Genomic DNA, 23,959 nt, shown 5'->3' on the forward strand with positions numbered 1-23,959 from the left:
CCCCGATTGTGAGCGCGAGACTATAGCGCCTGCGCCAGCCTTCGGTAGGGTGAATCCGGCCTCCAATGCAAGCCCTTCCGCGCCTTCAATCGATGCGTTCCACGCGCCCGTCGAGCATGTGGATGCGCCGGTGTGCCGACGCGGCAACGTCGGGGTCGTGCGTCACGCAGACGATGGTGCGGCCTTCCTTCGCGACGAGGTCGTGGAAGATCTCGATCACGCGCGCCGAATTGACGCTGTCGAGGTTGCCGGTGGGCTCGTCGCCGAGGATGAGCGCCGGGTCGTTTGCAAGCGCGCGGGCGATGGCGACGCGTTGGCGCTGGCCGCCGGACATCTTGTCGGGGGTTTTGTGCTCCTGCCCGTCAAGCCCCATCGCGCCGAGCAGTTCGCGCCCGCGCACGGCGGCCGCACGGTCGCTGATGTGCCCCAGCCGTCGCATCGGCAGCGTGACGTTTTCAAGCGCGGTGAACTCGGGCAGCAGGAAGTGGAACTGGAACACGAAGCCGAAGCGCGCGAGGCGCAGGTTCGCGCGTTCGTTGCCGTCGGTATCGGTTGTGTCCTCCCCGTCGAGGAACAGTCGGCCTTCGGTGGGCCGGTCGAGCAGGCCGAGCAGGTAGAGCAGCGAGGACTTGCCGCACCCCGAAGGCCCGATCACCGCGACGAACTCGCCGCGTTTGATCTCAAACGACACGTCCCGGATCAGCGTGACCGGCGGCTCGACCGCGAGCACGCGCGTCAGCCCATCGGCGCGGATCAGCGGCGCGACCGTCATACCGCACCCCGCAGGATGTCGACCGGATCGACCTGCGCGGCCTTCCGCGCGGGCAGCCACGCCGCGATGATCGCGGAAAACAGGCTGGCGCCGGCCGAAATCGCGTACTGGAAGAACGAGCGGTCGAGCGGCATTGTTTCGGTCGCGCCCTGGATGTTGAACTCGACGCTGCCGAGGATCTGCATCAGCGCGAAGCCGAGGGCCCAGCCTGCAAGCACGCCGACGCACGCGAGCGTGAAGCCCTCCATCACGAACACGGCCTGCAGATCGCCCGAGGAAAAGCCCATCGAGCGCATGATCGCGATGTCGCGGCGCTTGTCGGCGACGCTCGTCGAGACGACGGTGTAGATGCCGAACGAGGCGACGAGCAGGATCGCGGAAATCACCGTGTACATGATGACGTTGCGCGTCACGAGGAGGCTGAGGAAATCGGCCGAACGCTCCTGCCAGCTTTCCGCCTTGTAGCCGTAGCGCGCCTCCAGCCGCTTCGCGATGTCCTCGGCCGCGTAGGGGTCGTCGAGCCTGATGCCGATGCGGTTGATGACGAACGGCTGGCTCGTCAGCGACTGCGCCTCGCGTAGCAGCACATAGCCGGATGAACCGCCGAACTGGCCGCGCCCGCGCTCGAACAGGCCGACGATCTTCAGCGTCCGCGTCACCCCGCGCGCCGAGGTCGCGGCCATGATGTCCCCCATGCGCACCCCGAGGCGGCTCGCCATCTCCTCGCCGATGATGACGCCGCCCAGCGTGGTTTCGAGGTTCCGGAGGCGGCCTTCCTTCAGATACTGCTCGACGTCCGAGACCTGCGCCTCGATGCCCGGCTCGACGCCGACGATGGCAAGCGCTTCCTCGCGGCCGCCGACGCGCAGGGTAACCGCGCCCGAAAGCGAGGGTGACGCCACGGCGTCGGAGCGTGCGCCGATCATGCGCATCAGGCCCTGCCAGTCCTTGATGCCGCGCACTTCGTTGCGCGTCTTGTAGTGGCGCACCTCGACCGCGGCATCCGGGAAGGCGCGCACGGCGGGCTGCGGCGTGGGGCTGCGGATCTCATCGGAAATGATGATGTGCGGCGCCGAGTCGATCAGTGTTTCCACGAAGTCGTTCTGGCTACCAATCATCAGCGCCGAGACGGCGAGGAAGAAGCCGACGCCGATGCCGACGCCCGCGATGGCGACCAGCGTCTGCCGCTTGCGCTTGGAAATGTGGCGGAGCGCGATCCCGAGCAGCAGGGAAAAGCGGCGTAACACCGGCTCAGCGTGTCTCTGCGCTCACGGTGCTGCGCACGCGCGTTCCGTCCGCAAGGCCTTCCGGCGGGCTCGCGAGAATCGTGTCTCCGGCCGAGAGGCCCTCCGTCACCTCGGTGCGGTCGGTGCCGACGATGCCTGTTTTCACCGGCGTGCGCTTCGCCCGCCCGTCCGCCACGCGCCAGACGTGGCCGTCTTCGACCGCGCCGTCGGGCACGAGCAGCGCGCCGTCCTTCTCGCGGGTGACGATGTTGACCTCCAGCGTCATCCCCACGGGCAGCGGATCGTTCGAAAGCGGCTCCAGCCGCACGCGGAACGAACGCTGGTCGGGGTCGCCGCCCGGCGTGATCTCGCGCACGCGCGCCGGGAAGATGCGCCCCGCATACGCATCGCTCGACATCAACGCCTGCTGGCCAACGCGGACGCGCGGAATATCGCGCTCGTCGACGGTTGCGGTGATCTTGATGCGCGCCGGGTCGCCGATCACGAAGAGCGTGCGGCTGGGGCTCGCGAGATCGCCGGGCTCGGCATCGCGGCGCAGAACGACGCCGTTCACGCCGGCACGCAGCGCATAATTCTCCAGCCGGTCGCGCGCGGCCCTCTCGGCGGCCCGCGCGGCGTCGCGCGCTGCGATGACATTGTCGCGCGCGGCTTTCGACGCGAAGCCGCGTTCGACGAGCACGAGCGTCCGCCGCGCCTCGGCCTCCGCGCCGCGTGTCTGCGCGGCGAGCCGGGCGATTTCGGCATTGAGATCGGCGATGTCGAGCGTCGCGAGCAGTGTGCCGCGCGTCACCCGGTCGCCTTCCTTCACGCGGATATCGACGATGGGCGCGGTGACGCGCGCGGCGACCTCGACGGGCTCCTCAACCTCGACGAAGCCGGTCGCGTAGACGACCTCCACGGCCTTGCCGCGCGTCACGTCGGCGGTTTCCACCGGCGTCGGCCGCAGGGTGCGATAGGCGAGGGCGACGACGACGAGCGCCACCAGAAGCCCGAGAAAGATCCAGCGCGCGCGCATGTGCGATTGCTAGGCCGAAAGGCCTTGCCTCGCAACGACCTGGATCAAAATGCCGCTGGCCTTACAGCGCGATCTCGTAGTGCGCCTGGGTCTTCGCCGCGACCTCCTCGAGCGTCACGTCGGGCGCCAGTTCGATCAGGCGGAACGGCTGGCCCTTCGCCGGGCGTTCGAACACGCCGAGGTCGGAGATCACCACGTCAACGACGCCCTGGCCGGTCAGCGGCAGTGTGCACGCCTTCAGGAACTTCGATTCGCCCGCCTTGTTGGTGTGGTCCATGAGCACGATGATGCGCTTCACGCCCGCGACGAGGTCCATCGCGCCGCCCATCCCCTTCACCATCTTGCCGGGGATCATCCAGTTGGCGAGATCGCCGTTCTCCGCGACTTCCATCGCGCCGAGGATGGAAAGGTCGATGTGACCGCCGCGGATCATCGCGAAGCTGTCAGCGGAGCTGAAATAGCTCGTGCGGCGCAGCTCGGTGATCGTCTGCTTGCCCGCGTTGATGAGATCGGCGTCGACCTCGTCTTCGGTCGGGAACGGTCCCATGCCGAGCATTCCGTTCTCGCTCTGCAGCGTGATGTCGATGCCGGGCTCCACATGGTTCGCGACCAATGTGGGCATGCCGATGCCGAGGTTCACGTAGAAGCCGTCTTTCAGTTCCTTCGCGGCGCGCGCCGCCATGCCGTCGCGGTTCCAGGGCATCAGTGGTTTCCTTTGTACGTCCAGCGTTGGTCGGGCGCGACGACGTCGTCGCGGTTCATCGGCGGGTTGTTCCAGCCGCCGTAAAGGGGATTGGGGAACACGAACCAGTCCGCGCCCCAGTGCGCGCCATGCCGCGCGGCGGCGATGTCGCGCCGCTCCGCCATCGGGCGTTTGCCGGCAGGACCGTGGTCGATGTCGTCGGCGAAGTCGCCGTTCTGATCGCCCGCGAGCGCGAGCACGCAGAAGCGCTTGGCGATCTCGGCGCGGCGACCGTCCTTGCCGGATTTACCGTCGACGTCGCCCTTCAGGAACAGCGTTTCCCCGTGGACGGCCGGGCCCAGGCCCGTGTGCGTGAGCGCGGCTTCGGTATGCTTGGCGTTTTCGGCGTTGCGGTTGGTGTTGAACACCGGCGTCACACCCATCGCGCGCAGCGCATCAAGCGCGGCCTTCGCGCCGGGGACCGCCACGGCCTTTTCGGCGCCTTCGCGTTCCCACGCGCCCCAGGCTTTCTCGTCGAACGGCGCATCGCCGCGCGCTTCATAATACGCGTGGCCGACATTCCAGATCAGCGTTTCGTCCACGTCGAACACGGCGGCCGGGCGCTGCACTGTTTCCGCCGTGCAGGGCAGCGGTGTTCCGTCCACACCGAGGATCGCGGAAGGCGTACCCGCCGCGACCGGCAGCCGCGCCTGCACCGAGCGCACCAGCGCGCGGTACGTCTGCGTTGTGATCGCGCTCGCTTCCGCCGAGCCCAGCGTCCACGCGAGCGGCTGCGTCGTGCGCGGCACGCCCGTTGCCGCGCAGCCATGCAGCGCCGCCATCAGGCAGACCGCTGCGAGGCGGTTCACGCCGCCTGCCTCACGGTGCGCTGTTCGATGCGCTTTTCGTAGGTCTTGCCGACGAACAGCCGCTGCACGAAAATGCCCGGCGTGTGGATGTGGTCGGGGTCGAGCTCGCCGGGGCCGACAAGCTCTTCCACCTCGGCAACCGTCACCTTGCCTGCGGTCGCCATCATCGGGTTGAAGTTGCGCGCGGTCTTGCGGAACACGAGGTTGCCGTAAGGGTCCGCCTTCCACGCCTTCACGATGGAAACGTCCGCGACGAGGCCGGTTTCGAGAATATAGGTCTCGCCGCCGAACTCCTTGTGCTCCTTGCCCTCCGCAACGAGCGTGCCGACGCCCGTCTTGGTGTAAAAGCCCGGGATGCCCGCCCCGCCCGCGCGAATGCGCTCGGCAAGCGTCCCCTGCGGGTTGAATTCGAGCTGAAGCTCGCCCGAAAGATACTGGCGCTCGAACTCCTTGTTCTCACCCACGTAGGAGGAGATCATCTTGGCGACCTGGTGTGTCTTCAGCAGCAGGCCGAGCCCGAAATCGTCGACGCCGGCGTTGTTGGAGATGAATGTGAGGCCCTTCGTGCCCGAATCGCGCAGCGCCGCGATCAGGTTTTCCGGAATGCCGCACAGGCCGAAGCCGCCGGACATCACCGTCATTCCGTCGAAAAGCAGGCCATCAAGGGCGCTCACCGCGTCGTCGTAAAGCTTGTTCGCCAAGGGGCATCTCCCGCGCTGCAGCAAAGAATGTCGCCCTGCTAGCGCACGCGCTTCGCTTAGGAAAGAGTAGGTTTTCTGTAAAAATCTTTGCATAAGCGCGGCGCCATGACCCTCGCGACACCCACGCTCTATCTCGCCCGCCACGCGGAAACCGTGTTCAACGCCGCCGCCCGGATGCAGGGGCACATGGGCCACACCCCGCTCACCCGCAACGGCATCCGGCAGGCGGAGGACATGGGCCGCGCGCTTCGCGACATCCTCGGCCCGAAGCCCGATATCGATCTCTGGGCCTCGCGATCGGGCCGCACGATGCAGACCGCGGCGATCATCGCCGAGCATCTGGAGCGCGATTTCTTCGATATCCGTGCCGACGACCGGCTGCTCGAGATCGACGTCGGCGACTGGGAAGGGCGCAGCTATCAGGAGATCGTCGCCGAATCCGGGCCGATCGTTTGCCCGGACCGCCGCGTGTTCCTCAGGAAGCCGCCGAACGGCGAATGGTATCCCGATATCGCGCGGCGCCTTGCAAGCTGGATCGCGGACCTTGACCCTGCACGCCCCGCGCTCGTCATCAGCCACGGCGTCACCGCCCGCGTCCTGCGCGGCGCGCTTGTCGGCGGCACGCCGTTCGATCCCGGCTGCGTGCCGCTCGCACAGGACGCGCCGCAAGGCACGGTGTTCCGTATCGAAGCCGGTCGTGAGGAGCCGATCCATGTCGGTCACGGCAGCGTCGACGGGAAATCGAAGGGCTTCTAGGCAAAACGCCCGAAAAGCCTTACATGGCGCGCCATGCCGACTGCAGCCATGACGATTCCCGGCGGGGCCGATCCCGTCCCCGTGCCGCGCGCACCCACTGCGCGTGAGGACGGACGTGTCGATCTCGTCGGCCTGAACAAGGCCGAAATGGCAGCGGCGCTGGTCGCGGCGGGCGTTCCCGAAAAGCAGGCCAAGCTGCGCGCCAAGCAGGTGTGGCACTGGATCTACCACCGCGGCCTGACCGATTTTGCGGGCATGACTGACATCGCGAAGGAGACGCGCGCGCTTCTCGCCGAGCGCTTCGTCGTCGGCCGCCCCGAAGTGACGCTGCAGCAGGTCTCGACCGACGGCACGCGCAAATGGCTGCTGAAGACTGACGACGGCAACGAATACGAGATGGTGTTCATCCCGGATGCGGATCGCGGCACGCTCTGCGTGTCGAGCCAGGTCGGCTGCACGCTCAACTGCCGTTTCTGCCACACCGGCACGATGAAGCTCGTCCGCAATCTCACGGCCGGCGAGATCGTCGGGCAGGTGATGCTCGCGCGCGACGCGCTCGGCGAATGGCCGCAGCCGGGCGAGGATCTGACCGGCGAAGCGCGGATGCTTTCCAACATCGTGATGATGGGGATGGGCGAGCCTCTTTATAATTTCGATAATGTTTCCAAGGGCCTCGGCATCGTCATGGACGAAACGGGCCTCGCGCTCAGCCGCCGCCGCATCACGCTTTCGACAAGCGGCGTCGTGCCCATGATGGCGCGCGCGGGCGCCGAGATCGGTGTCAACCTCGCCGTCTCGCTTCATGCCGTGACGAAGGACGTGCGCGACGAGATCGTGCCGATCAACCGCAAGTACGGCATCGAGGAGCTTTTGAGGGCGTGCGCCGCGTATCCCGGTGCCAACAACGCCCGTCGCATCACGTTCGAGTACGTGATGTTGAAGGACAAGAACGATTCGGACGAGGATGCGCACGAACTCGTGCGCCTCATCCGCAAGTACAAGCTGCCAGCGAAGGTGAACCTCATCCCGTTCAACCCGTGGCCGGGCGTGGCTTACGAATGCAGCGACGACGATCGTATCGCGCGCTTTTCAGACATCATCTTCAAGGCGGGCATTTCGGCGCCGGTTCGCACGCCGCGCGGGCGCGACATCATGGCTGCCTGCGGCCAGCTGAAAAGCGAAAGCGAGAAGTTGTCCCGCGCGGAGCTTGATCGGATCGCAGCGGAAAAGCAGGCCGCGCTGGCCTGAGCGTCAGGCGGTGGGAAGCAGTTCCAGCGTCACGTCGGTGAGCCCGGCGTTCAGCATACCGAGTTCGCGGGCCGCCGCTTTCGAGACGTCGATCACGCGGCTGCCGGTGAAGGGGCCGCGGTCGTTGACACGTACGGTCACGCTGCGGCCGGTCTTTTCGCAGGTCACCTTCACCAGGCTGCCCATCGGCAGGGTGCGGTGCGCGGCGGTCAATGCGTCCTGGTCGAAGATTTCGCCGCTCGCGGTGCGGCGGCCGTCGAACTTGTCTGCGTAATAGCTGGCGCGGCCGGAGCCGAGCAGCTGCAGTTCCGCTTCGCTCGCGAAAACCGCGTCTTCGGCGTCAAGGGTCGCGGAAAGTTCGTCGGAGAGCGGGGCGGGCGCCGAAGCTTCGGCAAAGGCGCACAGCGCAAGCGCCGTGGCTGCCGCAGCCGCTGCGCGGATCCAGCGTCCGCGAATCTGAATGAGATCGGCCCCAATCACGAGTGTGTCCCTGACGACTTCGCTTCGTCGCATCCACTCGCCTGCGACGAAGCGTTTCAAACCCGCGTTCCGGCGAGAGGGTTAACGGGGATTTGCATGGCCCAAGTTCTTGATTAGGGTCGCGCCATGCTGCTGCTGGATCGTATGCTGAAGCGTCTTGTTCGCGACGGCGAGCTCACAGTCACCACCTCGGATCGGCGTGTCCGCCGCTACGGCAGGCCGCATCCCGCGTTGGCGCCGGTATCCCTGCATTTCACGGATGCGCGCACGCCGCTGCGCATCGCGATGAACCCGGCGATCGGCGCTGGCGAAGCCTTCATGGACGGGCGGCTTCAGTTTACCGAAGGCGGCATTTCAGAGCTTCTCGAGCTCGTGGCGATGAACGCGCGCTGGTCGGATGACAATAATATCCGCAGCGAAACCCGCCGCGCGCAGAGCATCGGCGCCTATCTCTATCAGCTGAACTACCGCCGCGCCGCGAAGCGGAACGTCGCGCACCACTACGACCTTTCGGACCGTCTCTACGACCTCTTCCTCGATGCGGACCGGCAATACAGCTGCGCCTACTACCGCTCGGACGACACGACGCTCGAACAGGCACAGGTCGACAAGAAGGCGCACATCGCTGCGAAACTGGCGCTGAAGCCGGGGCAGAAGGTGCTCGACATCGGCTGCGGCTGGGGCGGCATGGCGCTCTATCTGAACCGGGTCGCCGATGTGGATGTGCTCGGCGTCACGCTGTCGGAAGAGCAGCTCAAGGTTGCCCGCCGCCGCGCTGAGGAGGCCGGCGTAGCAGACCGCGTGTGTTTCGAACTGATCGATTACCGCGATGTGGAGGGCCCGTTCGATCGGATCGTGTCCGTCGGCATGTTCGAACACGTGGGCCTACCGAACTATCGCACGTTCTTCCGCCGCGTTCGTGAATTGCTTGCCGAGGACGGTGTGGCGCTGCTCCACACGATCGGACGGGCGGACGGTCCGGGCGCGACCGACGCGTTCACGGCGAAATACATCTTCCCCGGCGGCTATTCGCCCGCGCTGTCGGAAATCGTGCCCGTCATCGAGCGCGAAATGCTGTGGATCACCGATATCGAAGTGCTGCGGCTCCACTACGCGAAGACGCTGGACGAATGGCTGCGCCGCACGGCAGCCGCGAAGGCGGAGATCGTGGCGCTCTATGATGAGCGTTTCTACCGCATGTGGACCTTCTATCTTGCGGCCGCGCGCGGTGCCTTCCGCCACGACGGGCATGCCAACTTCCAGATTCAGCTCACCCGGTGCCGCGATGCGCTGCCGATCACCCGCGACTACATGGCCGAGGCCGAAGCGCGATACACCGGGATGATATGAGCCACCGCTTCTTCGGGCGCTCGCGCGCCGCGCTCGGTCTTGCGAGTGCTGCCATGCTCGTCCCGCCCTGGCTCCTGATGCCGCCCGCGAGCCTTCCCGCAAAGGCGCTCGAACGCCGCTTCCACCGCACGATCGCGGCGGGCTTTGGCCTTCGCCCGCAGGTGCTCGGAACCCCGGGTGCGGCGGGCACGATGTTCGTCGCCAACCACATCAGCTGGGCGGATATCATCAGCGTCGGGGCGGTGGTGGATACGGATTTCGTCGCGAAGGCGGATGTCGCGGCCTATCCCGGCATCGGCGCGCTCGCCGGGCGCACCGGCACGATCTTCGTCGAGCGCGAGCGGCGTTCGCAGGCGGGCAGCCAGATGGAGGCGATCCGGCAGCGGCTCATCGCCGGGCGGCGCGTGCTGATGTTCCCGGAAGGCACGACGTCCGACGGGCGCGGGCTGCTGCCGTTCCGCAGCAGCCTATTCGCGGCGGCGGACGCGGCCGTTGCCGTGCAGCCCGTCACCATCCGCTACACCGCACCCGGCGGCGCGCCGCTCGATCCGGCGGCGCTTGATGCGATCGCGTGGATCGGTGACGAGGACATGCTGCCCAATGCGCTCGCGCTTGCCCGCCAGCGCGCCAGTGTCGTTCTCCATTTCCACGAGCCGGTCGCGCCTTCCGCTTTCGAAACGCGCAAGGCGCTCGCCGAGCATTGCCGAGACGTAATGCTTCGCCACTACCTGCCGTGAAACGGGGCGGCCGCCTTTTCGGAAATTTCTTCAATATATTCATGTGGGCTGCAGGGAATACGCTGTACGTCGCACGTATGGCGTTTGTGGCGATGCTCCGTTGCCGCTGAATATCGAAAAGGTGCGCGTGAAGAAGCTGTTTCCCTTGCTTTCCGGGCTGGCGCTCGCCGCGTGTGCGGCCGGGCCGGACTATCGGGCGCCTGTCCCCACCGCGCTCGGCGTGCCTGTGGCATGGAGCGACGGCAGTGCCGCGCCCGAGGGCGATGCCGCGCTTGCCGAATGGTGGCGCGTCTACAATGATCCGGTGCTCGACGGACTCGTCGCGCGCGCCGTGGAAAGCAATCTCGATATCGCGCAGGCGGTGTCGCGGCTTCGTCAGGCGCGCGAATCGCTTCGGCAGTCGCAGGCGGGTTTCCTGCCGTCGGTCAGCGCTTCGGGCAGCGGCGGGCGCAACTTCCGTGAAGGTTCGCCCGACAGCAGCAGCTACTCGCTCGGCGCCGACGCGTCGTGGGAGATCGATCTGTTCGGCGGCACCCGCCGTTCGGTGGAAGCCTCGCGCGCGGATCTTCAATCCGCAGGCTACAGCCTTGCGAACGTGCGCGCGGCGATCGTCGCGGAAACCGTCAGCAACTATGTCACCGCGCGCCTCGCGCAGGAGCGGCTGCGTATCGCACGCGACACGCTGAAAACGGTCGAGGACAATTATGATATCGCGCGGTGGCGCGTGCAGGCGGGTCTTGTCTCGTCGCTCGACGAGGAACAGGCGCGTGCGCAGCTTGCGCAGAACCGCGCCTCGATCCCCTCGATCGAACAGAGCCTCGCAGGCTCGCTCAACCGCATCGCGGTGCTCACCGGTGATGCGCCAGGCGAGGCGACGCGCGCGCTGGAGACCGCCGCGCCGATCCCGGATGCGCCTGATGCGATCACCGTGGGCATTCCTGCCGATACGCTGCGCCAGCGGCCCGATGTGCGGCAGGCCGAACGCGTGCTCGCGGCCGCCACTGCGCGCATCGGCGTCGCGGAGTCCGCGCTTTACCCGTCGCTCCGCATCAGCGGCGACGTCGGCACCAGCGCGCTTTCGCTTGGCGGTCTCGGTGACGTCATCACGGGCGGCCTGTTCGCTTCGATCGGCCAGCTGATTTTCGATGGCGGCGCGACGGCATCGCGTGTCCGCGCGCAGGAAGCGGCGGCGGAAGGCGCGTTCGCGGCTTACAAGTCATCGGTGCTCGGTGCGCTTGAAGATGTGGAAAACGCGCTCGTCGCGCTCCGCGCTGCGCGCGAACGGCAGGTGCAGTTCACCGACGCTTATGATGCGGCGAACAACAGCGCCATTCTGGCGCGCAGCCAGTATCAGGCAGGCCTCACCGATTTCCGGACGCTGCTCAGCGCCGAACAGTCGCTGCTGTCGGCGCGGCAGGGCCTCGCCGACGCGGACGCCGACGAAGTGTTCGCGGCGGCGCAGCTTTACAGCGCGCTCGGCGGCGGATGGCAGACAATGAACCCGATTGACGGATGGCAGCCCGAATGAACGACACCAACACCCAGACGCTCGATGATTTCCTCGGCGCGCAGCCGGAAAAGCCGTGGCGCAAGTGGGCGATCTATGCGGCCGTCGCCGCGGCGCTGATCCTGTTCGTCATTGTCGTGCGCAGCTTCCTCTCCGACGATGCGCCGCAATACGACACGCGCCCCGTTGAGCGCGGCGACCTTACCGTCACCGTCTCGGCGACGGGCAATCTGAAGCCGATCAATCAGGTCGATGTCGGTTCCGAACAGTCGGGTCTCATCACCAAGGTGTTCGTCGACGTAAACGACCGGGTCACGCGCGGCCAGCAGCTTGCCGAGCTTGATCCTTCGCGGCTCCAGGATACGGTCACCCAGTCGCGCGCGCAGGTTGCATCAGCCGAAGCGAGCGTCGCGCAGGCGAAGGCGAGCGCTGCGCTCGCTAAGGCGACGCTCGATCGGCAGGAGGAGGTCTTCCGCCTTTCGGGTGGCCGCGTCCCGTCGAAGACCGAGCTCGACACGGCGCGCGCGAGCCACAGTCAGGCCGTCGCCAGCCTGCGCGCGGCAGAGGCGCAGGTGCTGGTCGCGAAGGCTCAGCTCTCGTCGTCGCAGACCAATCTTTCGAAGGCGCGCATCGTTTCCCCGGTCACGGGCGTCGTGCTCTCGCGCGATATCGAGCCCGGTCAGACGGTGGCCGCCTCGTTCAACGCGCCGGTGCTGTTCACCATCGCCGAGGATCTGAAGCAGATGGAGGTCGAGGTCTCGGTGGACGAGGCGGACGTCGGCCAGGTGAAAGACGGCCAGAGCGCGAACTTCAGCGTCGATGCCTTCCCCGGCCGCAGCTTTCCCGCGAAGGTCACGCGGGTCAACGTCGGCTCGAACGCCAGTTCGAGCAGCAGCAGCAGTTCGTCCGCATCGTCGAGCAGCACGGCCGCCGTCGTCGCCTACACGGCGGTCTTGAACGTCGACAACCGCGACGAGACGCTTCGCCCGGGCATGACCGCGACAGCGGATATCGTCGCGAGCCGCGTGGAAAACGTGCTGCTGGTGCCGAACGCTGCGCTGCGCTTCAACCCGTCGACGCAGTCGGGGGCGTCGCAGGGCGGCGGCTTTACCAGCCAGCTCGTCATGCGCCCGCGGCGCGGCGGCAATGCACAGAAGTCGGTGGGCTTCGGCGCGGGCAGCACGCAGACGGTGTATGTCGTTGATGCTGACGGCCAGCCCAAGATGGTCGAGGTCGTCGTCGGCGACAGCGACGGCACCAACACCGCGATCCTGAGCGGCGACGTCAAGCAAGGCATGAAGGTCATCGTCGGCCAACTCGTCGCCGGGCAGGAAGCGCCGCCTGCGCGCGGCAACCGGCGTTCGGCGGAAAAGGCCGGCAATGGCCGATGATCCGATCATCCGCCTGCGCGGGATCAGCAAGACCTACGGCACCGGCGCGACCGCCTTTCAGGCGCTGAAAAGCATCGATCTCGATATCACGCGCGGTGATTTCGTCGCGGTGATGGGTCCGTCGGGGTCGGGCAAGTCGACCGCGATGAACATCCTCGGCTGCCTCGATGTGCCGACGAGCGGCGAGTACTTGTTTCGGGGGCACCACGTCGAAATGCTGGACCGCGATCAGCGCGCGCTGCTCCGCCGCCGCTATTTCGGCTTCGTGTTCCAGGGCTTCAACCTGCTGTCGCGCACCACCGCGCTCGAAAACGTCGAGCTGCCGCTGCTTTATCGCGGCGAGGACCGGCGGACACGCTACGAACGCGGCATGGAGGCGCTCGACAAGGTGGGCCTCAAGCCGTGGTGGGATCACACGCCCGCCGAGCTTTCGGGCGGCCAGCAGCAGCGCGTCGCGATCGCCCGCGCAATCGTCACGAGCCCCGACGTGTTGCTCGCCGACGAACCGACCGGCAACCTCGATACGGAGCGGTCGTTCGAGATCATGGAGCTGCTCACCGATTTGAACCGCAGCGGCATCACCGTGCTGATGGTGACGCACGAGCCCGACATGGCGGCGTATGCGCGCACGATCGTGCATTTCCGCGACGGCCTCGTCGAGCGCGTCGAGAACACCGGAAAGGCGGGGGTGTAACCGATGCTCGGCACCACGATCACGCTCGCCTTCCGCGCCATCATGCGCCACAAATTGCGCTCGTTCCTCACCACGCTCGGCATCATCATCGGCGTCGCCGCCGTCGTCACCATGACGACGCTCGGCAACGGGGCGACCGCCGCTGTGCGCGAGCAGATCGCCAGTCTCGGCGCGAACATCCTGCAGCTTCGCCCCGGTCAGGGCTTCGGCCGCGGTGGCGGCGGGCCGCGCCCGCCCGATTTCAAGCCCGAGGATGTCACGGCGATCGCAAGCCAGCTCACCGGCGTGCGTGCCGTCGCGCCGATGGCGCAAAGCTCGGGCACCGCGATCTACGAAGGCAACAACTGGAACACGACCGTGAACGGCACCTCCGCCTCCTATTTCGAGGCGCAGCAGTGGCCGCTCGCGGGTGGCCGCCTGTTCATGCCGGAGGAGGAGCAGGCGGGTAAGCCCGTCTGCATCATCGGTAACACACTGAAGAACAACCTGTTCCGGCAGACCGATCCGCTGGGCAAGCGCTTCCGGATCAAGGGCGTGTCGTGTCAGGTGATCGGCGTGCTCGGCACGCGCGGGCAGGGCGGCTTCGGCCAGGATCAGGACGATGTCGTCGTCATGCCGATCAAGTTCGTGCAGCGGCGGTTCACGGGCAACCGCGACATCGGCCAGATCATGGTCGCGGTCGACGACGCCTATGATACCCAGACCGTGCAGGCCTCGCTCGAAGACCTGATGCGGGAACGGCGCAAGATCAAGCCGGGGGATGCCGATAACTTCAACGTTTTCGACACCAAGCAGATTTCGGACACGCTGACCGGCACCACCACGATCCTCACGCAGATCGTCGGCGCGGTCGCCGCGATCTCGCTGCTCGTCGGCGGCATCGGCATCATGAACATCATGCTGGTGTCGGTCACGGAGCGCACGCGCGAGATCGGCATCCGTCTCGCCATCGGCGCGGTGGCGCGCGAGGTGCTGCTGCAGTTCCTCGTCGAAGCCGTGGTGCTGTCGTGCCTCGGCGGGCTCATCGGCCTCGTCATCGCGCTGCTCGCGTCGCTCGCGATCGCGCCCTTGATGCAGGTGCCCTTCATCTTCGACCTGAAGATCAATATGCTGGCCTTCATGTTCTCGGCGGCAATCGGCGTGGTCTTCGGTTATTTCCCGGCACGGCGCGCGGCGTCGCTCAACCCCATCGACGCGCTCCGCCACGAATGACGCCGGCCCGTAGCGCCGAGCTTCGGGCTTACGCGATGCTTGTGCTTGTCATGCTGTTCTGGTCGGGGAACGCCATTGTCGGGCGCGCAGTGCGGGGCGATGTCCTGCCGTTCACGCTGGCCTTCGGGCGTTGGCTCGGCGCGTTTCTTGTGCTTGCGCCGTTTGCGCTGCGCCATGTCGCGGCGGATAGAGAGGTGCTGCTGCGGCACTGGCGCCCGGTGCTGTTCCTCGGGCTCGTCGGGGTCAGCGCGTTCAACGCGTTCATGTATTCGGGGCTGCGATACACGACCGCGACCAACGGCCTCCTTTTGCAGGCCGCGATCCCGGCGCTCGTGCTGATCATCGATGCGCTTGCCTTCCGGGTGCGCGCGCCGGCGTGGCAGGTCGTGGGCGTCGTGCTTTCGATCCTCGGCGTCGGCGTCGTGCTGTTCCCGGATTTCGCCTCGGTGCTCCGCCTTCACTTCGGGCGCGGCGATGCGCTCGTTCTCGCGGGGGTGGTCGCGTGGGCGATCTACACCAGCCTTTTGCGGCTTCGCCCCGATGTGCACGCCCTGTCGTTTCTCGCCGTCACCTTCGCCATCGGGGTCGCTGCGATGCTGCCGCTCGCGATGCTCGAATGGCGGCACGCGCCGGCCATCGATTGGCGGCCCGAGATCGTCGGCGCGTTCATTTATGTCGCGCTGTTCCCTTCGCTCGCCGCCTATTTCCTGTTCAACGCGGCGGTGGGCATGATCGGGGCCGCGAAGGCAGGGCAGTCGATCACGCTGATGCCTGTGTTCGGGGCACTGCTTGCGGCGGCCCTCCTCGGCGAACCCCTCGGCACGCGTTATTTCGCGGGCATGGCGCTCATCCTCTGCGGCATCGGCGTTTCGGTGTTCCTGGCGCGCGGGCCGAAACGCGGCCTGCGCTGAAGATCATTCGCGGCGGCGGCGATACTCCGCAAGGCCGGTGGCAATCGGGTGCGTTAACCAGCCGCGCAGCTTGCCGAGCTTGTAGGCATGGACGCCGGGGTGGGAGAGCGGTAGCGGCCGTTCGAGCAGGCCGCGCAGCGACGCCTCGCCGAAGCGTTGCACGGCCTCCGGGATCTCGCGGAAATAGCCGATCAGATTCTGCCGGTACCAGGGCGCGATGCGCGCGTCAGTCCACAGCGCGTAGCGCAGGAAATCGAACGGCCGGTAGCCGCGCGCGCGGAATTTTTCCGCCCAGTAATCGGGCCAGCGCTCGTTGACATGCCCGGTGCCGCCCTGATGCGGCGCGGCGGCGGAGATCAGCAGCGTGTCCGAAAGCGAAGCCATCAGGTCCGCGAAGGCGTCGGCGCGCGTTTCGTCGAGATGCTCGGCGACCTCGAACGACATGGCGAGGTCGAAGCGCGCTTGCGGCAGCGGTGGCCGAAACGGCAGCGGTGCATTGCCGAGGTCGAAACGCACGAACGATGCCTCGTCGATGCGCAGGCTTTGCGCGGGCACCCATGGACCGTCAAGGCCGATCGCCGTCTCCACGCCCTCGGCGCGGAAACCGTTCAGCCAGATGCCGTCGCCGCAGCCGATGTCGACCACCGACGAGGGGCCGATCAGGTCGACGACGAGCGGCACCAGTGCCTGCGCGGAGCGCGCGGCGCGATCGGCACGCCGCGTGTAGAACTGCTTCGAATATTCGGGCTTCATTGCGCCCGCTCCAGAACCGCAGCGTGCAGATATTCGGCGTATCCATCCATCATCGTGCGCAGGCTGAAATCGGCGGCACGCGCCCGGCACGCCGCAGTGCCGCGCGGCATGGAGAGCCGGGCCAGCATGGCCCGCGCCATCGCGGCGTCATCGCCCACTGGAACCAGGCTGCCGCAGGGTTCGGTGAGCACCTCGCGCACACCGGTGGGGCAGGCGGTGGCGACAACCGGTGTGCCGCAGGCAAGCGCTTCGATCAGCACGTTGCTCGCGCCTTCCCAGCGCGACGAGAGCACCGAAAGCGCTGCGCGCGCAACGAAGGCGTGCGGGTTCGCCTGATAGCCGCCGAGCCAGAGATCGCCGCCGACGCCGAGCGTTCCGGCAAGTGCCGTCAGCCGGGCACGCTCTGCGGCGGGGCCGTCGCCGAGGATGACGAGCCGCATCGGGCGCACCTGCCGCGCGGCGGCGAAGGCACGGATCAGTGTCGCGAAATCCTTTTGCGGGCTCAGCCGGCCGACCGCAATCACCACTGGCGGCACGTCATCTGCGAACCACGGATGGTCGATAGGCGCCTCTGCGGCGCGTCCGATCGCATCGACATCGACTCCGTTCGGGATCACGGCAAGCCGCGCGGGTGACACGCCGTGCCGCTGCAGGTCGTCTCCCAGCTCGTGCGACACCGCGATCACCCGGTCCATCATGCTGAACTGCGCGCGTTCGAGCGCGGCGGCGCTTCGCCGGATCAGCCGCGCAGCTGGCCCCGTGCGCTTCGGCGGCGTGGCGGCGGCGAGTGCATTGCTCGCCCGGCCGATAAGCTGCGTCTCAGATGTGCCGGAAAACCGATGCGCCGCGCAGGCGAAGGCGTGCATGTGGTTACCCGCAGAGAGCAGCACCGCGGGCCGCAGCCGGCGAATTGTCGCTGCGAGCGCGGGAAGCGTGACGATGCTGTCGACGGCGCGCGATAGACGCGGCCTGCCGTTTGCGATCACGCGCACGGGGATGCCCCCGGTATCCTGCGCGAAGGCGCCGGTGCTGCGCACGACCCACAATTCGGCGGCAAGTCCCGCGGCCGCCGCGGCACGTGCGATCCGAAGCGCGTTGCGAACCACGCCGCTCGCGCGAAGATCATAAACCAGGATCGCCACGTGAACCGCAGCCTTGCCCGGCGCACTGCTGTGTCGCACGGGCACGGAAGCGCGCAGCGGCAGCCACGTGTCGGTTTCCACGCGGCGAAGGGCGCTTGCACTCTGCATGTCGGTCTCCGAAAACTACGGAGACCCCCTGCGCGGCAGAGATTGCGGCCGTGTCGGCCGAACATTTGGATATGTCCATGTTCAGATTGCGCGCGCCGCGCGCAGGCTCAGTTGGCGAGCGGCAGACGCAATGTCGCGGTGAGACCGGGGTTCTGGTTCCTGAATCCAAGCTCGGCACGATGGCAACGCGCCACGGCTTCCACGAGCGCGAGACCAAGACCCTGCCCGGCGGCGGCGGCCTGCGCGGGCGCGCGGAAGAAGCGCTCGGTGATACGCGGCAGGTCAGCGGCATCGACGCCCGGACCGGTGTCCGCCACGCTGATCTGTGCGCCGGCTCCGTCGCGAGTGAGCGCGACACGCACGCTACCTCCGGCCGGCGTGTATTTCGCGGCATTGTCGATCAGATTGGTCACGGCCTGGAACAGCAGGTCGCGGTCTCCCCAAACCCGGATTCCGGGCTCCACGGCGCTATCGAGTTGCAGGCGCCCGGCTTCGGCGGCGGGGGCATAGAGTTCGGCGGCGTCGCTGACGAGCGCCGAAAGATTGACACTGTCCGCCGCAAGCGTGTGACGCCCGGCCTCGATGCGCGCGATGCGCAGCAGCGCGTCGAATGTCGATTGCAGGCGCGCGGCGCTTTCGTTCGCCTGCGCGATCAGCGCTTTCCGGGTCGCCGCATCGTCTGCGCTGTCCAGCTCCTCCAGATCCGCGCGAATCCGGGCGAGCGGCGTGCGGAGTTCGTGCGCGATGCTGTCCGAAACCCGCGCGACGGACTGGATCAGGTTCTCGATCCGGTCCAGCATCGCGTTCAGCGTTTCGGCGAGGTGATCGAAGTCGTCGCCCGTGCCGCGAAGCGCCACGCGTCCGGTGAGGTCGCCCGCCATCACGCGCTCCGCCGTTCCCGCGATGGCATCGATGCGGCGGCCGACCGCGCGGCTCGTCAGCACGCCGCCGATCAGTCCCAGCGCCAGCGCCACGGCGGTGCCCCAGCCGATCGCCTGCCCGATCAGCTCCTCGCGTTCGTCGACATCCTCAGTGTCGCGGGCGATCAGCAGGCGGGTGCCGTCGGCGAAGCGCCGTTCATAGGTGTAGGCCTCGTTTTCCCTGGCGATGCCGCCGTCGAAAGTTTCGAACTCGAAGCGGAACCAAGGGCTTTGAACGAGCGGTGGCGGCGCGGGCATGTTGGCCGTGATCCAATCGCCATCGGGCGCGACAAGGGCGTGAAACGCTCGCCGTCTGGAGGGTCCCTCTCGGCGGACGTCGAGCGCATCGACCAGCGCGTCGACGCCATGCTTTTCGTGGAGAGCGGAGAGCGTGCGCACCTCGGCAAGAACGGTTGCCCGCACCTCGGCAAGCGGCGCGGTCACGAACATCCACCACGCGATCGCCCCCATCGCCGCGTACGACACCACGAACCACGCGCTGTACGCGAGCGCGAGGCGGAACGTCATGCCGCGCGTGAAGTGGAAGGTTGGGCGCTGCATAGCTTAAGGCCGCCGCAGGCTGTAACCCGCCCCGCGCACGGTTTCGATCAGCGGCGGGTCGAAACCCTTGTCGATCTTCTGGCGCAGGTGGCTGACATGCTGGTCGACGATGTTGGTTTGGGGATCGAAATTATAGTCCCAAACCGCCTCCAGGATCATCGTGCGGGTGAGCACATGCCCGGCGTGCCGCGCCATGTATTCGAGCAGCCGGAACTCGAGCGTGCTCATTGGGATGCGCTTGCCGCCCCGCGCCACGGTGCGCGAGAGGAGGTCGATTTCAAGGTCGGCGACGACGAGCGTCGATTTTGAAGGCGTTGCCGTGGGCCGCCGCCCCAGCGCATCGATCCGCGCGAGCAGTTCCGACATCGCGAACGGTTTCGTCAGATAATCGTCCGATCCGGCGCGAAGCCCCCGCACACGCTCGTCCACCTCGCCGAGTGCGGAGAGGATGATCACCGGCGTGCGGTTTCCCGAGGCGCGCATCGTCTGCAGGATGGTGAGCCCGTCGACGCCGGGCAGCATCCGGTCGAGGATCACGACGTCATAGGCCTCGCCCGCCACGCGGTAGAGGCCCTCGCGCCCGTCGGCGATATGTTCGGCGATGTGGCCCGCCTCACAGAGGCCTTTCATCACAAAGGCGGCGACCCGCGCGTCGTCCTCGATCAGCAAGATCCGCATGGCGGGAGACAAGACGCAGGCGGCGCGAGCATGTCAATTGCCCTCTGCCACGGCATTGCCTTATTGCGGCATCATAGGGGGAACCATGCTTTCTCAACGGACGCGGTATACAATTCGCGCGCTCCAGCACCTCGCCGATCATTATGGCGAGGGGCCGATCCGGCTCGTCGACATTGCAGACGCGCAGAACATCCCGAAAAAGTTCCTCACCGTGATCCTGTCGGAGCTCAGCCGGCTCGGGATCGTCGGCACCAAGCGCGGCCCGGATGGCGGCTACTGGCTCGCGGTGCCACCGGTTGACGTGCGCTACGGCGATATCGTTCGCCTGACGCGCGGTTCGGTGGCGCTCGTACCCTGCGCCAGCCGTTTCGACTACAAGCCCTGCGAGAACTGCGTCACGCAGGAGGAATGCCGCCTGCACCGCCTGATGGTGATGGTGCGCGACGAAACCGCGCGCGTCCTCGATACCGTTACCCTCGCCGATCCGATCCCGCTGCCGGAGTCGGAGCTGGCTCTCTAGCCGCCGCGATCGCGTCCTTCACCAGCGCGTCATTGCCGATCTGGTTGATGAGCAGCAGGATGAGCCGCGCCGAGAAGTGCAGGCTTTCCGCCTCGTTCATGCCCGCCTGCGCGGCGATCAGCGCCTCGTAGATATCGTCGGGCCGCGCGACGTTCGGCTTCGTTTCAAGGCTCATGCGGCGGCTCCTTCGGCGCGTGCGATCGCGGCGCTGATCTTCTGCGGCGTGGGCGTGCGCCAGCGCGCGGCGACATACTGGTCGGGCCGGATCAGGCAGGCGCTTCCCGGTGCAAGATCGTAGCGGTCCACGATCAGCGCCTCGCCCTCAACATCGATCACCGGCACGGGCGCCTCGCCCTTCCAGCCGTTCGCGATCAGGCGGAAGCCGCCGCCGAGCTTGCCGAGCAGCCAGTCCTCTCCGTGCGGCGCATCGAGCGCGGGGGAGCCGGGCGCCACGCCGTCCCAATTTCCATCCTCATCGGGCGTCGAAAGCGGGCTCGCGGGATACGACACCGCCGTCGAAAGCCGCCCGCTGTTCACGAACGGCCGCGCGAACGGATGTTCGCCCGCGAGGCTCAGCACCGCGTCGCGGTAGGCCGCGCTCGCGGTGGATTTCGGCGTCAGGAAATCGGTCGAGCGCGTCGAATTCAGGATATTCTCGTCCGCGGTCGTGATCGCCTCATGGTTGTAGCTTTCAAGGAAGCTTTCGGGCGCCGTGCCCTCCAACACGCGTTCCAGCTTCCAGCCGAGGTTGTCGACGTCGGCTAGACCCCCGTTCGCGCCGCGCGCCCCGAATGGGGACACGAGGTGCGCGCTGTCCCCCGCGAAGAGCACGCGCCCATGCACGAAGCGCTGCATCCGGCGGCACTGGAAGGTGTAAACGCTGTACCATTCCCGCTCGAATTCGATCGTGTCGCCCAGCATCGCGCGCACCAGCGGCTCGACATTCTCGGGCCGCATCGCCGCCTCGCGGTCGATGTTCCAGCCGAGCTGGAAATCGAGCCGCCACACGTCGTCGGGCTGCTTGTGCATCAGCGCGGATTGGCCGGGGTTGAACGGCGGGTCGAACCAGAACCAGCGCTCGGCCGGGTGCTCGCCCTTCATTTTGATGTCGGCGATCAGGAAATTGTCCTCGAACACGCGCCCTTCGAAATCGAGGCCCATGAGCCCGCGCACGGTGGACTTGTTGCCGTCGCACGCGATCAGCCAATCCGTGTTGAGAGTATAGCGCCCGCCCGGCGCCTCCACGGTGACGCTCACGCCGTCAGCGCGCGCATCGAGCGCGGTCACCTCGTGCCCCCAGCGGATGTCGACGTTGGGGTACGCACGAAGCGCATCCACCAGGATCGCTTCCACATGATATTGCTGCAGGTTGATGAACGCAGGCCGCCGCTGGTCCTTCACCGGCAGCAGGTCGAATTCATAGATCGGTGTCGTGCTCTCGCCCCAGAACACCTTGCCGAGGTTCCACACGACGCCCCGGTCCACCATCGCCTGGCCCACGCCCAGCCGGTCCCAGATGTCGAGGCTGCGCTTCGAATAGCAGATGCCTTTGGAGCCCGCCGCGATGAAGTCCAGCCGGCTCAGCACCGTTACCTTGCGCCCGCGCCGCGCGAGGTCGAGCGCCATGGAAAGCCCCACCGGGCCTGCGCCGACGATGAGTGTTTCAAGGTGTTCGCCGTCCGTCCCCACCGGCGATGTGCCGATGGGGCGGTGGACCGGAATTGCTGTCGTCATGGTGTCAGTCCTGAAGCTGCGCCCAAACCTCGCGGTCGCGCTCCATCGTCCAGATGCGCGGCCAGTCGATGCCCTCGAATTCGTCCCACAGCCGCTGCACGTCGAAGGGCAGGCAGTGCTCGAAGATCGGCCAGCGTCCGAATTTCGGGAACAGCGCCTCGTGCGTCGCCTCGAATGCTTGCTTCAGCGTGCCGCCCGCGCGGTGCACGGTGCCGACCTTGTCGATCATGGTCTTCAGGAATTCGCGCGTCTGCTCGATCGCGGCGTCGGTCTCGGCAAGGCCGCGCGGAACACGCCCGCGCCCGCCGATCAGGTTCTCGGCGCGATAGGCCTTCACCTTGTCGAGCGTCCCCGCCGCCCAGTCCATGTGGAAGGCATCGCCCGTGTAGAGCGCGGCTTCCGCCTCCACGAGGTCGCCTGCGAACAATGTCTTCGATTTGTCGTGCCACACCACGATGTCGCCCGCCGTGTGCCCGCGCCCGCAGAAGGCGAGGTCGAGCTTGCCGCGTGTTCCCCCGAGTTCGATTTCGAACGTGTCGGTGAAGGTCTGCGTCGGCCACGTCAGCCCCGGCACCGAATCCGGCTCCTTGAACAGGCGCGGCATCCGGCCGAATTCGCTCGCCCAGTCTTCCTTGCCGCGCTCCTCGATCAGCTTGCGCGTCATCTCGCTCGCAACGATATGCTCGGCCTCGAAGGCGCTTGCGCCGAGCACGCGCACCGCGTGATAGTGCGTCAGGATCAGGTATTTCACCGGCTTGTCGGTGTGCTGCCGCAGCTTCGCCAGCCATTCGCGCGCTGCGACCGGCGTCGCGCGCGCCTCGATGGCGACAACGAAATCCTCACCCTCGATCGCGCCCACATTGGGGTCGCCCTCGGCGGTTAGCGCGTAAACGCCGTCCGCCAGGATTTCGAGCGTTTCAACCTTCTCGGCGGTGTCCGCCGAAGATGCGAAAGGTTTTGCCACGGGTAAGCCTCCTCATGTGCCGCGCTGTGTTCGCGGGCCTTGAGGCGCAGTGTAAACGAGGTGGGCGCCGGCGTCTGTCATCAGCTCTGATGACAAGGGGGCCTCGCGGTTAGCGCAACCCGCCCAGCATCTGGTCGATCACCGTCTCGGCGAGTGCGTCCACGGTAAAGCGGCCCGTGGGGCGGAACCATGTGTGAGACCAGTTGATCATGCCGAAATAGAGCATGGCGCGCACGCGGGCGTCCTTTTCGGAAAGCGCGGGCGCGATCTCGCCGAAGGTGTGCGCGACAAGGTCCACAAGCATCCGCTCGGTATCCACGATGTGGCGCCGCCGCTCCTCGGGAAGCTTGTCGAGATCGTTCACCAGCACGCGGTGCCGCGCCGATGCGTCGGCATAAAGCTCAAGGAACCCGTGCGTCAGCTTGCCGAACCGAGCGACGGGATCGGCCTCGCCCCGATACGCGTCCGCCACCTCGGCAAGCGCGCCGATGTGCCCGTCCATGATCTCGAACAGGATGTCCTCTTTGGACGCGAAATAATGATACAGCAGCGACTTCGACATGCCGCACGCGGCGGCAAGGTCGGCGATCGAGCAGCCGTGAAAGCCCGAATGCGCGTAAAGCTCGGCAGCCTTGTCGAGCACGGCCATCCGCCGCTCGTCATAATCCGCCGCCTGTGTCCGGGCCACGCGTACGCCTTTCGTCTCGTTGTTCCGAAGCCCTCGTGTCTAGGCGGTAGGCGCAGGCCTCGCAACGGGTTCTCAAGAGCAAATGTGTAAAGGCGCGCTTACGGCCGTATAGCCGCAAACCCCATTAATCGTTACTCAACGAGTATTGATCGGCGCAATCTTACGTCATATGTTTTTTAGGGATATGCGGGCATGTAAATTTGGAGTGGGCATAATAAATTGCGATATCCAGATTATCGCCCATCTTCACGGCGTCCGTCACTTTATTATGAAACTCAACGCGTTTGCATATACTGCAAGACGCTTACCTATTCGCGTG

The 23,959-nt window shown here is 66.7% G+C and carries 25 protein-coding genes; 10 read left to right on the forward strand and 15 right to left on the reverse strand.

Features of this window, described 5'->3' with window-relative positions:
- Window positions 1-85: 85 nt before the first annotated feature.
- From AAC014_RS02100 to AAC014_RS02125, 6 genes are all read right to left on the reverse strand, one after another.
- Entirely contained in the window at window positions 86-772 is a 687-nt protein-coding gene (locus AAC014_RS02100; RefSeq protein WP_339703623.1) for an ABC transporter ATP-binding protein, read from the reverse strand.
- Complete coding sequence (locus AAC014_RS02105; protein ID WP_339703626.1) at window positions 769-2,019, reverse strand: ABC transporter permease; 1,251 nt, start codon at window positions 2,017-2,019, stop codon at window positions 769-771. Before AAC014_RS02105 ends, AAC014_RS02100 begins: the two co-directional genes overlap by 4 nt.
- A gap of 4 nt (window positions 2,020-2,023) precedes the next feature.
- Entirely contained in the window at window positions 2,024-3,034 is a 1,011-nt protein-coding gene (locus AAC014_RS02110; RefSeq protein ID WP_339703629.1) for an efflux RND transporter periplasmic adaptor subunit, read from the reverse strand.
- A 61-nt stretch (window positions 3,035-3,095) separates the two neighbouring features.
- The gene (locus AAC014_RS02115) at window positions 3,096-3,737 is read right to left on the reverse strand and encodes a CoA transferase subunit B (RefSeq protein WP_339703632.1); all 642 of its coding nucleotides are present in this window, start codon (window positions 3,735-3,737) and stop codon (window positions 3,096-3,098) included.
- Complete coding sequence (locus tag AAC014_RS02120) at window positions 3,737-4,585, reverse strand: HAD family acid phosphatase (RefSeq protein WP_339703635.1); 849 nt, start codon at window positions 4,583-4,585, stop codon at window positions 3,737-3,739. Before AAC014_RS02120 ends, AAC014_RS02115 begins: the two co-directional genes overlap by 1 nt.
- The gene (locus AAC014_RS02125; RefSeq protein WP_339703637.1) at window positions 4,582-5,286 is read right to left on the reverse strand and encodes a CoA transferase subunit A; all 705 of its coding nucleotides are present in this window, start codon (window positions 5,284-5,286) and stop codon (window positions 4,582-4,584) included. The genes AAC014_RS02120 and AAC014_RS02125 overlap by 4 nt, the downstream gene beginning before the upstream one ends.
- A gap of 105 nt (window positions 5,287-5,391) precedes the next feature.
- Between AAC014_RS02125 and AAC014_RS02130 the strand changes: the two genes are divergently transcribed.
- Both AAC014_RS02130 and rlmN read left to right on the forward strand, forming a co-directional pair.
- Window positions 5,392-6,042 carry a histidine phosphatase family protein gene (locus AAC014_RS02130; protein WP_339703639.1) on the forward strand — a complete coding sequence of 217 codons (651 nt, stop codon included), beginning with the start codon at window positions 5,392-5,394 and terminating at the stop codon, window positions 6,040-6,042.
- A gap of 33 nt (window positions 6,043-6,075) precedes the next feature.
- Window positions 6,076-7,290: a 23S rRNA (adenine(2503)-C(2))-methyltransferase RlmN gene (gene rlmN / locus AAC014_RS02135; protein WP_339703641.1), complete on the forward strand. Its 1,215-nt coding sequence runs from the start codon at window positions 6,076-6,078 to the stop codon at window positions 7,288-7,290.
- Window positions 7,291-7,293: 3 nt separating this feature from the next.
- On the opposite strand, the gene AAC014_RS02140 is transcribed toward rlmN, so the two are convergent.
- On the reverse strand, window positions 7,294-7,803 hold the full coding sequence (locus tag AAC014_RS02140; RefSeq protein WP_121053431.1) for a septal ring lytic transglycosylase RlpA family protein: 510 nt from the start codon (window positions 7,801-7,803) through the stop codon (window positions 7,294-7,296).
- A gap of 93 nt (window positions 7,804-7,896) precedes the next feature.
- Between AAC014_RS02140 and AAC014_RS02145 the strand changes: the two genes are divergently transcribed.
- The 7 genes from AAC014_RS02145 (at window position 7,897) to AAC014_RS02175 (ending at window position 15,572) form a co-directional block, all read left to right on the forward strand.
- A complete protein-coding gene (locus tag AAC014_RS02145; protein WP_339703644.1) occupies window positions 7,897-9,120 on the forward strand; it encodes a cyclopropane-fatty-acyl-phospholipid synthase family protein in 1,224 nt (407 codons plus the stop codon).
- Complete coding sequence (locus AAC014_RS02150; protein ID WP_339703646.1) at window positions 9,117-9,857, forward strand: lysophospholipid acyltransferase family protein; 741 nt, start codon at window positions 9,117-9,119, stop codon at window positions 9,855-9,857. Before AAC014_RS02145 ends, AAC014_RS02150 begins: the two co-directional genes overlap by 4 nt.
- Before the next feature lie 106 nt (window positions 9,858-9,963).
- The gene (locus tag AAC014_RS02155; RefSeq protein ID WP_339703973.1) at window positions 9,964-11,385 is read left to right on the forward strand and encodes an efflux transporter outer membrane subunit; all 1,422 of its coding nucleotides are present in this window, start codon (window positions 9,964-9,966) and stop codon (window positions 11,383-11,385) included.
- Window positions 11,382-12,755, forward strand: coding sequence for an efflux RND transporter periplasmic adaptor subunit (locus tag AAC014_RS02160; protein WP_339703648.1), 1,374 nt, complete (start codon window positions 11,382-11,384; stop codon window positions 12,753-12,755). The genes AAC014_RS02155 and AAC014_RS02160 overlap by 4 nt, the downstream gene beginning before the upstream one ends.
- Window positions 12,745-13,449, forward strand: a complete 705-nt coding sequence (locus tag AAC014_RS02165; RefSeq protein WP_339703650.1) for an ABC transporter ATP-binding protein — start codon at window positions 12,745-12,747, stop codon at window positions 13,447-13,449. The genes AAC014_RS02160 and AAC014_RS02165 overlap by 11 nt, the downstream gene beginning before the upstream one ends.
- Before the next feature lie 3 nt (window positions 13,450-13,452).
- Window positions 13,453-14,661 (forward strand): ABC transporter permease, encoded by a 1,209-nt coding sequence (locus AAC014_RS02170; RefSeq protein WP_339703652.1) that lies wholly within the window; start codon window positions 13,453-13,455, stop codon window positions 14,659-14,661.
- A complete protein-coding gene (locus AAC014_RS02175) occupies window positions 14,658-15,572 on the forward strand; it encodes a DMT family transporter (RefSeq protein WP_339703654.1) in 915 nt (304 codons plus the stop codon). Before AAC014_RS02170 ends, AAC014_RS02175 begins: the two co-directional genes overlap by 4 nt.
- 3 nt (window positions 15,573-15,575) lie before the next feature.
- On the opposite strand, the gene AAC014_RS02180 is transcribed toward AAC014_RS02175, so the two are convergent.
- From AAC014_RS02180 to AAC014_RS02195, 4 genes are all read right to left on the reverse strand, one after another.
- Window positions 15,576-16,325 (reverse strand): methyltransferase domain-containing protein, encoded by a 750-nt coding sequence (locus AAC014_RS02180; RefSeq protein ID WP_339703656.1) that lies wholly within the window; start codon window positions 16,323-16,325, stop codon window positions 15,576-15,578.
- Window positions 16,322-17,575 carry a glycosyltransferase gene (locus tag AAC014_RS02185; RefSeq protein WP_339703658.1) on the reverse strand — a complete coding sequence of 418 codons (1,254 nt, stop codon included), beginning with the start codon at window positions 17,573-17,575 and terminating at the stop codon, window positions 16,322-16,324. Before AAC014_RS02185 ends, AAC014_RS02180 begins: the two co-directional genes overlap by 4 nt.
- A 107-nt stretch (window positions 17,576-17,682) precedes the next feature.
- Window positions 17,683-19,056, reverse strand: coding sequence for an ATP-binding protein (locus AAC014_RS02190; protein WP_339703659.1), 1,374 nt, complete (start codon window positions 19,054-19,056; stop codon window positions 17,683-17,685).
- A 3-nt stretch (window positions 19,057-19,059) separates the two neighbouring features.
- Window positions 19,060-19,734 (reverse strand): response regulator transcription factor, encoded by a 675-nt coding sequence (locus AAC014_RS02195; protein ID WP_339703661.1) that lies wholly within the window; start codon window positions 19,732-19,734, stop codon window positions 19,060-19,062.
- 85 nt (window positions 19,735-19,819) lie between these two features.
- Here AAC014_RS02195 and AAC014_RS02200 point away from each other — a divergent pair, with 85 nt between their 5' ends.
- Complete coding sequence (locus tag AAC014_RS02200; protein ID WP_339703663.1) at window positions 19,820-20,254, forward strand: Rrf2 family transcriptional regulator; 435 nt, start codon at window positions 19,820-19,822, stop codon at window positions 20,252-20,254.
- Here AAC014_RS02200 and AAC014_RS02205 read toward each other — a convergent pair.
- From AAC014_RS02205 to AAC014_RS02220, 4 genes are all read right to left on the reverse strand, one after another.
- Complete coding sequence (locus AAC014_RS02205) at window positions 20,205-20,429, reverse strand: DUF2783 domain-containing protein (RefSeq protein ID WP_339703665.1); 225 nt, start codon at window positions 20,427-20,429, stop codon at window positions 20,205-20,207. The genes AAC014_RS02200 and AAC014_RS02205 overlap by 50 nt on opposite strands.
- Window positions 20,426-21,988: an FAD-dependent oxidoreductase gene (locus AAC014_RS02210; protein WP_339703667.1), complete on the reverse strand. Its 1,563-nt coding sequence runs from the start codon at window positions 21,986-21,988 to the stop codon at window positions 20,426-20,428. The genes AAC014_RS02205 and AAC014_RS02210 overlap by 4 nt, the downstream gene beginning before the upstream one ends.
- Window positions 21,989-21,992: 4 nt before the next feature.
- Entirely contained in the window at window positions 21,993-22,952 is a 960-nt protein-coding gene (locus tag AAC014_RS02215; RefSeq protein WP_339703669.1) for an MBL fold metallo-hydrolase, read from the reverse strand.
- Between the two features lie 109 nt (window positions 22,953-23,061).
- Window positions 23,062-23,640: a TetR/AcrR family transcriptional regulator gene (locus AAC014_RS02220; protein WP_339703671.1), complete on the reverse strand. Its 579-nt coding sequence runs from the start codon at window positions 23,638-23,640 to the stop codon at window positions 23,062-23,064.
- Window positions 23,641-23,959: the final 319 nt, after the last annotated feature.

The sequence above is a fragment of the uncultured Sphingosinicella sp. genome (assembly GCF_963974575.1).
Lineage (GTDB): Bacteria > Pseudomonadota > Alphaproteobacteria > Sphingomonadales > Sphingomonadaceae > Sphingosinicella.

Excerpts from the sequence above, each read along its gene's own strand:
- AAC014_RS02200 (WP_339703663.1), top strand. The coding sequence starts at position 19,820 with ATGCTTTCTCAACGGACGCGGTATACAATTCGCGCGCTCCAGCACCTC.
- AAC014_RS02145 (WP_339703644.1), top strand. The coding sequence starts at position 7,897 with ATGCTGCTGCTGGATCGTATGCTGAAGCGTCTTGTTCGCGACGGCGAG.
- AAC014_RS02165 (WP_339703650.1), top strand. The coding sequence starts at position 12,745 with ATGGCCGATGATCCGATCATCCGCCTGCGCGGGATCAGCAAGACCTAC.
- AAC014_RS02160 (WP_339703648.1), top strand. The coding sequence starts at position 11,382 with ATGAACGACACCAACACCCAGACGCTCGATGATTTCCTCGGCGCGCAG.
- AAC014_RS02195 (WP_339703661.1), bottom strand. The coding sequence starts at position 19,734 with ATGCGGATCTTGCTGATCGAGGACGACGCGCGGGTCGCCGCCTTTGTG.
- AAC014_RS02175 (WP_339703654.1), top strand. The coding sequence starts at position 14,658 with ATGACGCCGGCCCGTAGCGCCGAGCTTCGGGCTTACGCGATGCTTGTG.
- AAC014_RS02190 (WP_339703659.1), bottom strand. The coding sequence starts at position 19,056 with ATGCAGCGCCCAACCTTCCACTTCACGCGCGGCATGACGTTCCGCCTC.
- AAC014_RS02170 (WP_339703652.1), top strand. The coding sequence starts at position 13,453 with ATGCTCGGCACCACGATCACGCTCGCCTTCCGCGCCATCATGCGCCAC.
- AAC014_RS02150 (WP_339703646.1), top strand. The coding sequence starts at position 9,117 with ATGAGCCACCGCTTCTTCGGGCGCTCGCGCGCCGCGCTCGGTCTTGCG.
- AAC014_RS02100 (WP_339703623.1), bottom strand. The coding sequence starts at position 772 with ATGACGGTCGCGCCGCTGATCCGCGCCGATGGGCTGACGCGCGTGCTC.
- AAC014_RS02185 (WP_339703658.1), bottom strand. The coding sequence starts at position 17,575 with ATGCAGAGTGCAAGCGCCCTTCGCCGCGTGGAAACCGACACGTGGCTG.
- AAC014_RS02180 (WP_339703656.1), bottom strand. The coding sequence starts at position 16,325 with ATGAAGCCCGAATATTCGAAGCAGTTCTACACGCGGCGTGCCGATCGC.
- rlmN (WP_339703641.1), top strand. The coding sequence starts at position 6,076 with ATGCCGACTGCAGCCATGACGATTCCCGGCGGGGCCGATCCCGTCCCC.
- AAC014_RS02210 (WP_339703667.1), bottom strand. The coding sequence starts at position 21,988 with ATGACGACAGCAATTCCGGTCCACCGCCCCATCGGCACATCGCCGGTG.
- AAC014_RS02110 (WP_339703629.1), bottom strand. The coding sequence starts at position 3,034 with ATGCGCGCGCGCTGGATCTTTCTCGGGCTTCTGGTGGCGCTCGTCGTC.
- AAC014_RS02140 (WP_121053431.1), bottom strand. The coding sequence starts at position 7,803 with ATGCGACGAAGCGAAGTCGTCAGGGACACACTCGTGATTGGGGCCGAT.
- AAC014_RS02205 (WP_339703665.1), bottom strand. The coding sequence starts at position 20,429 with ATGAGCCTTGAAACGAAGCCGAACGTCGCGCGGCCCGACGATATCTAC.
- AAC014_RS02130 (WP_339703639.1), top strand. The coding sequence starts at position 5,392 with ATGACCCTCGCGACACCCACGCTCTATCTCGCCCGCCACGCGGAAACC.
- AAC014_RS02115 (WP_339703632.1), bottom strand. The coding sequence starts at position 3,737 with ATGCCCTGGAACCGCGACGGCATGGCGGCGCGCGCCGCGAAGGAACTG.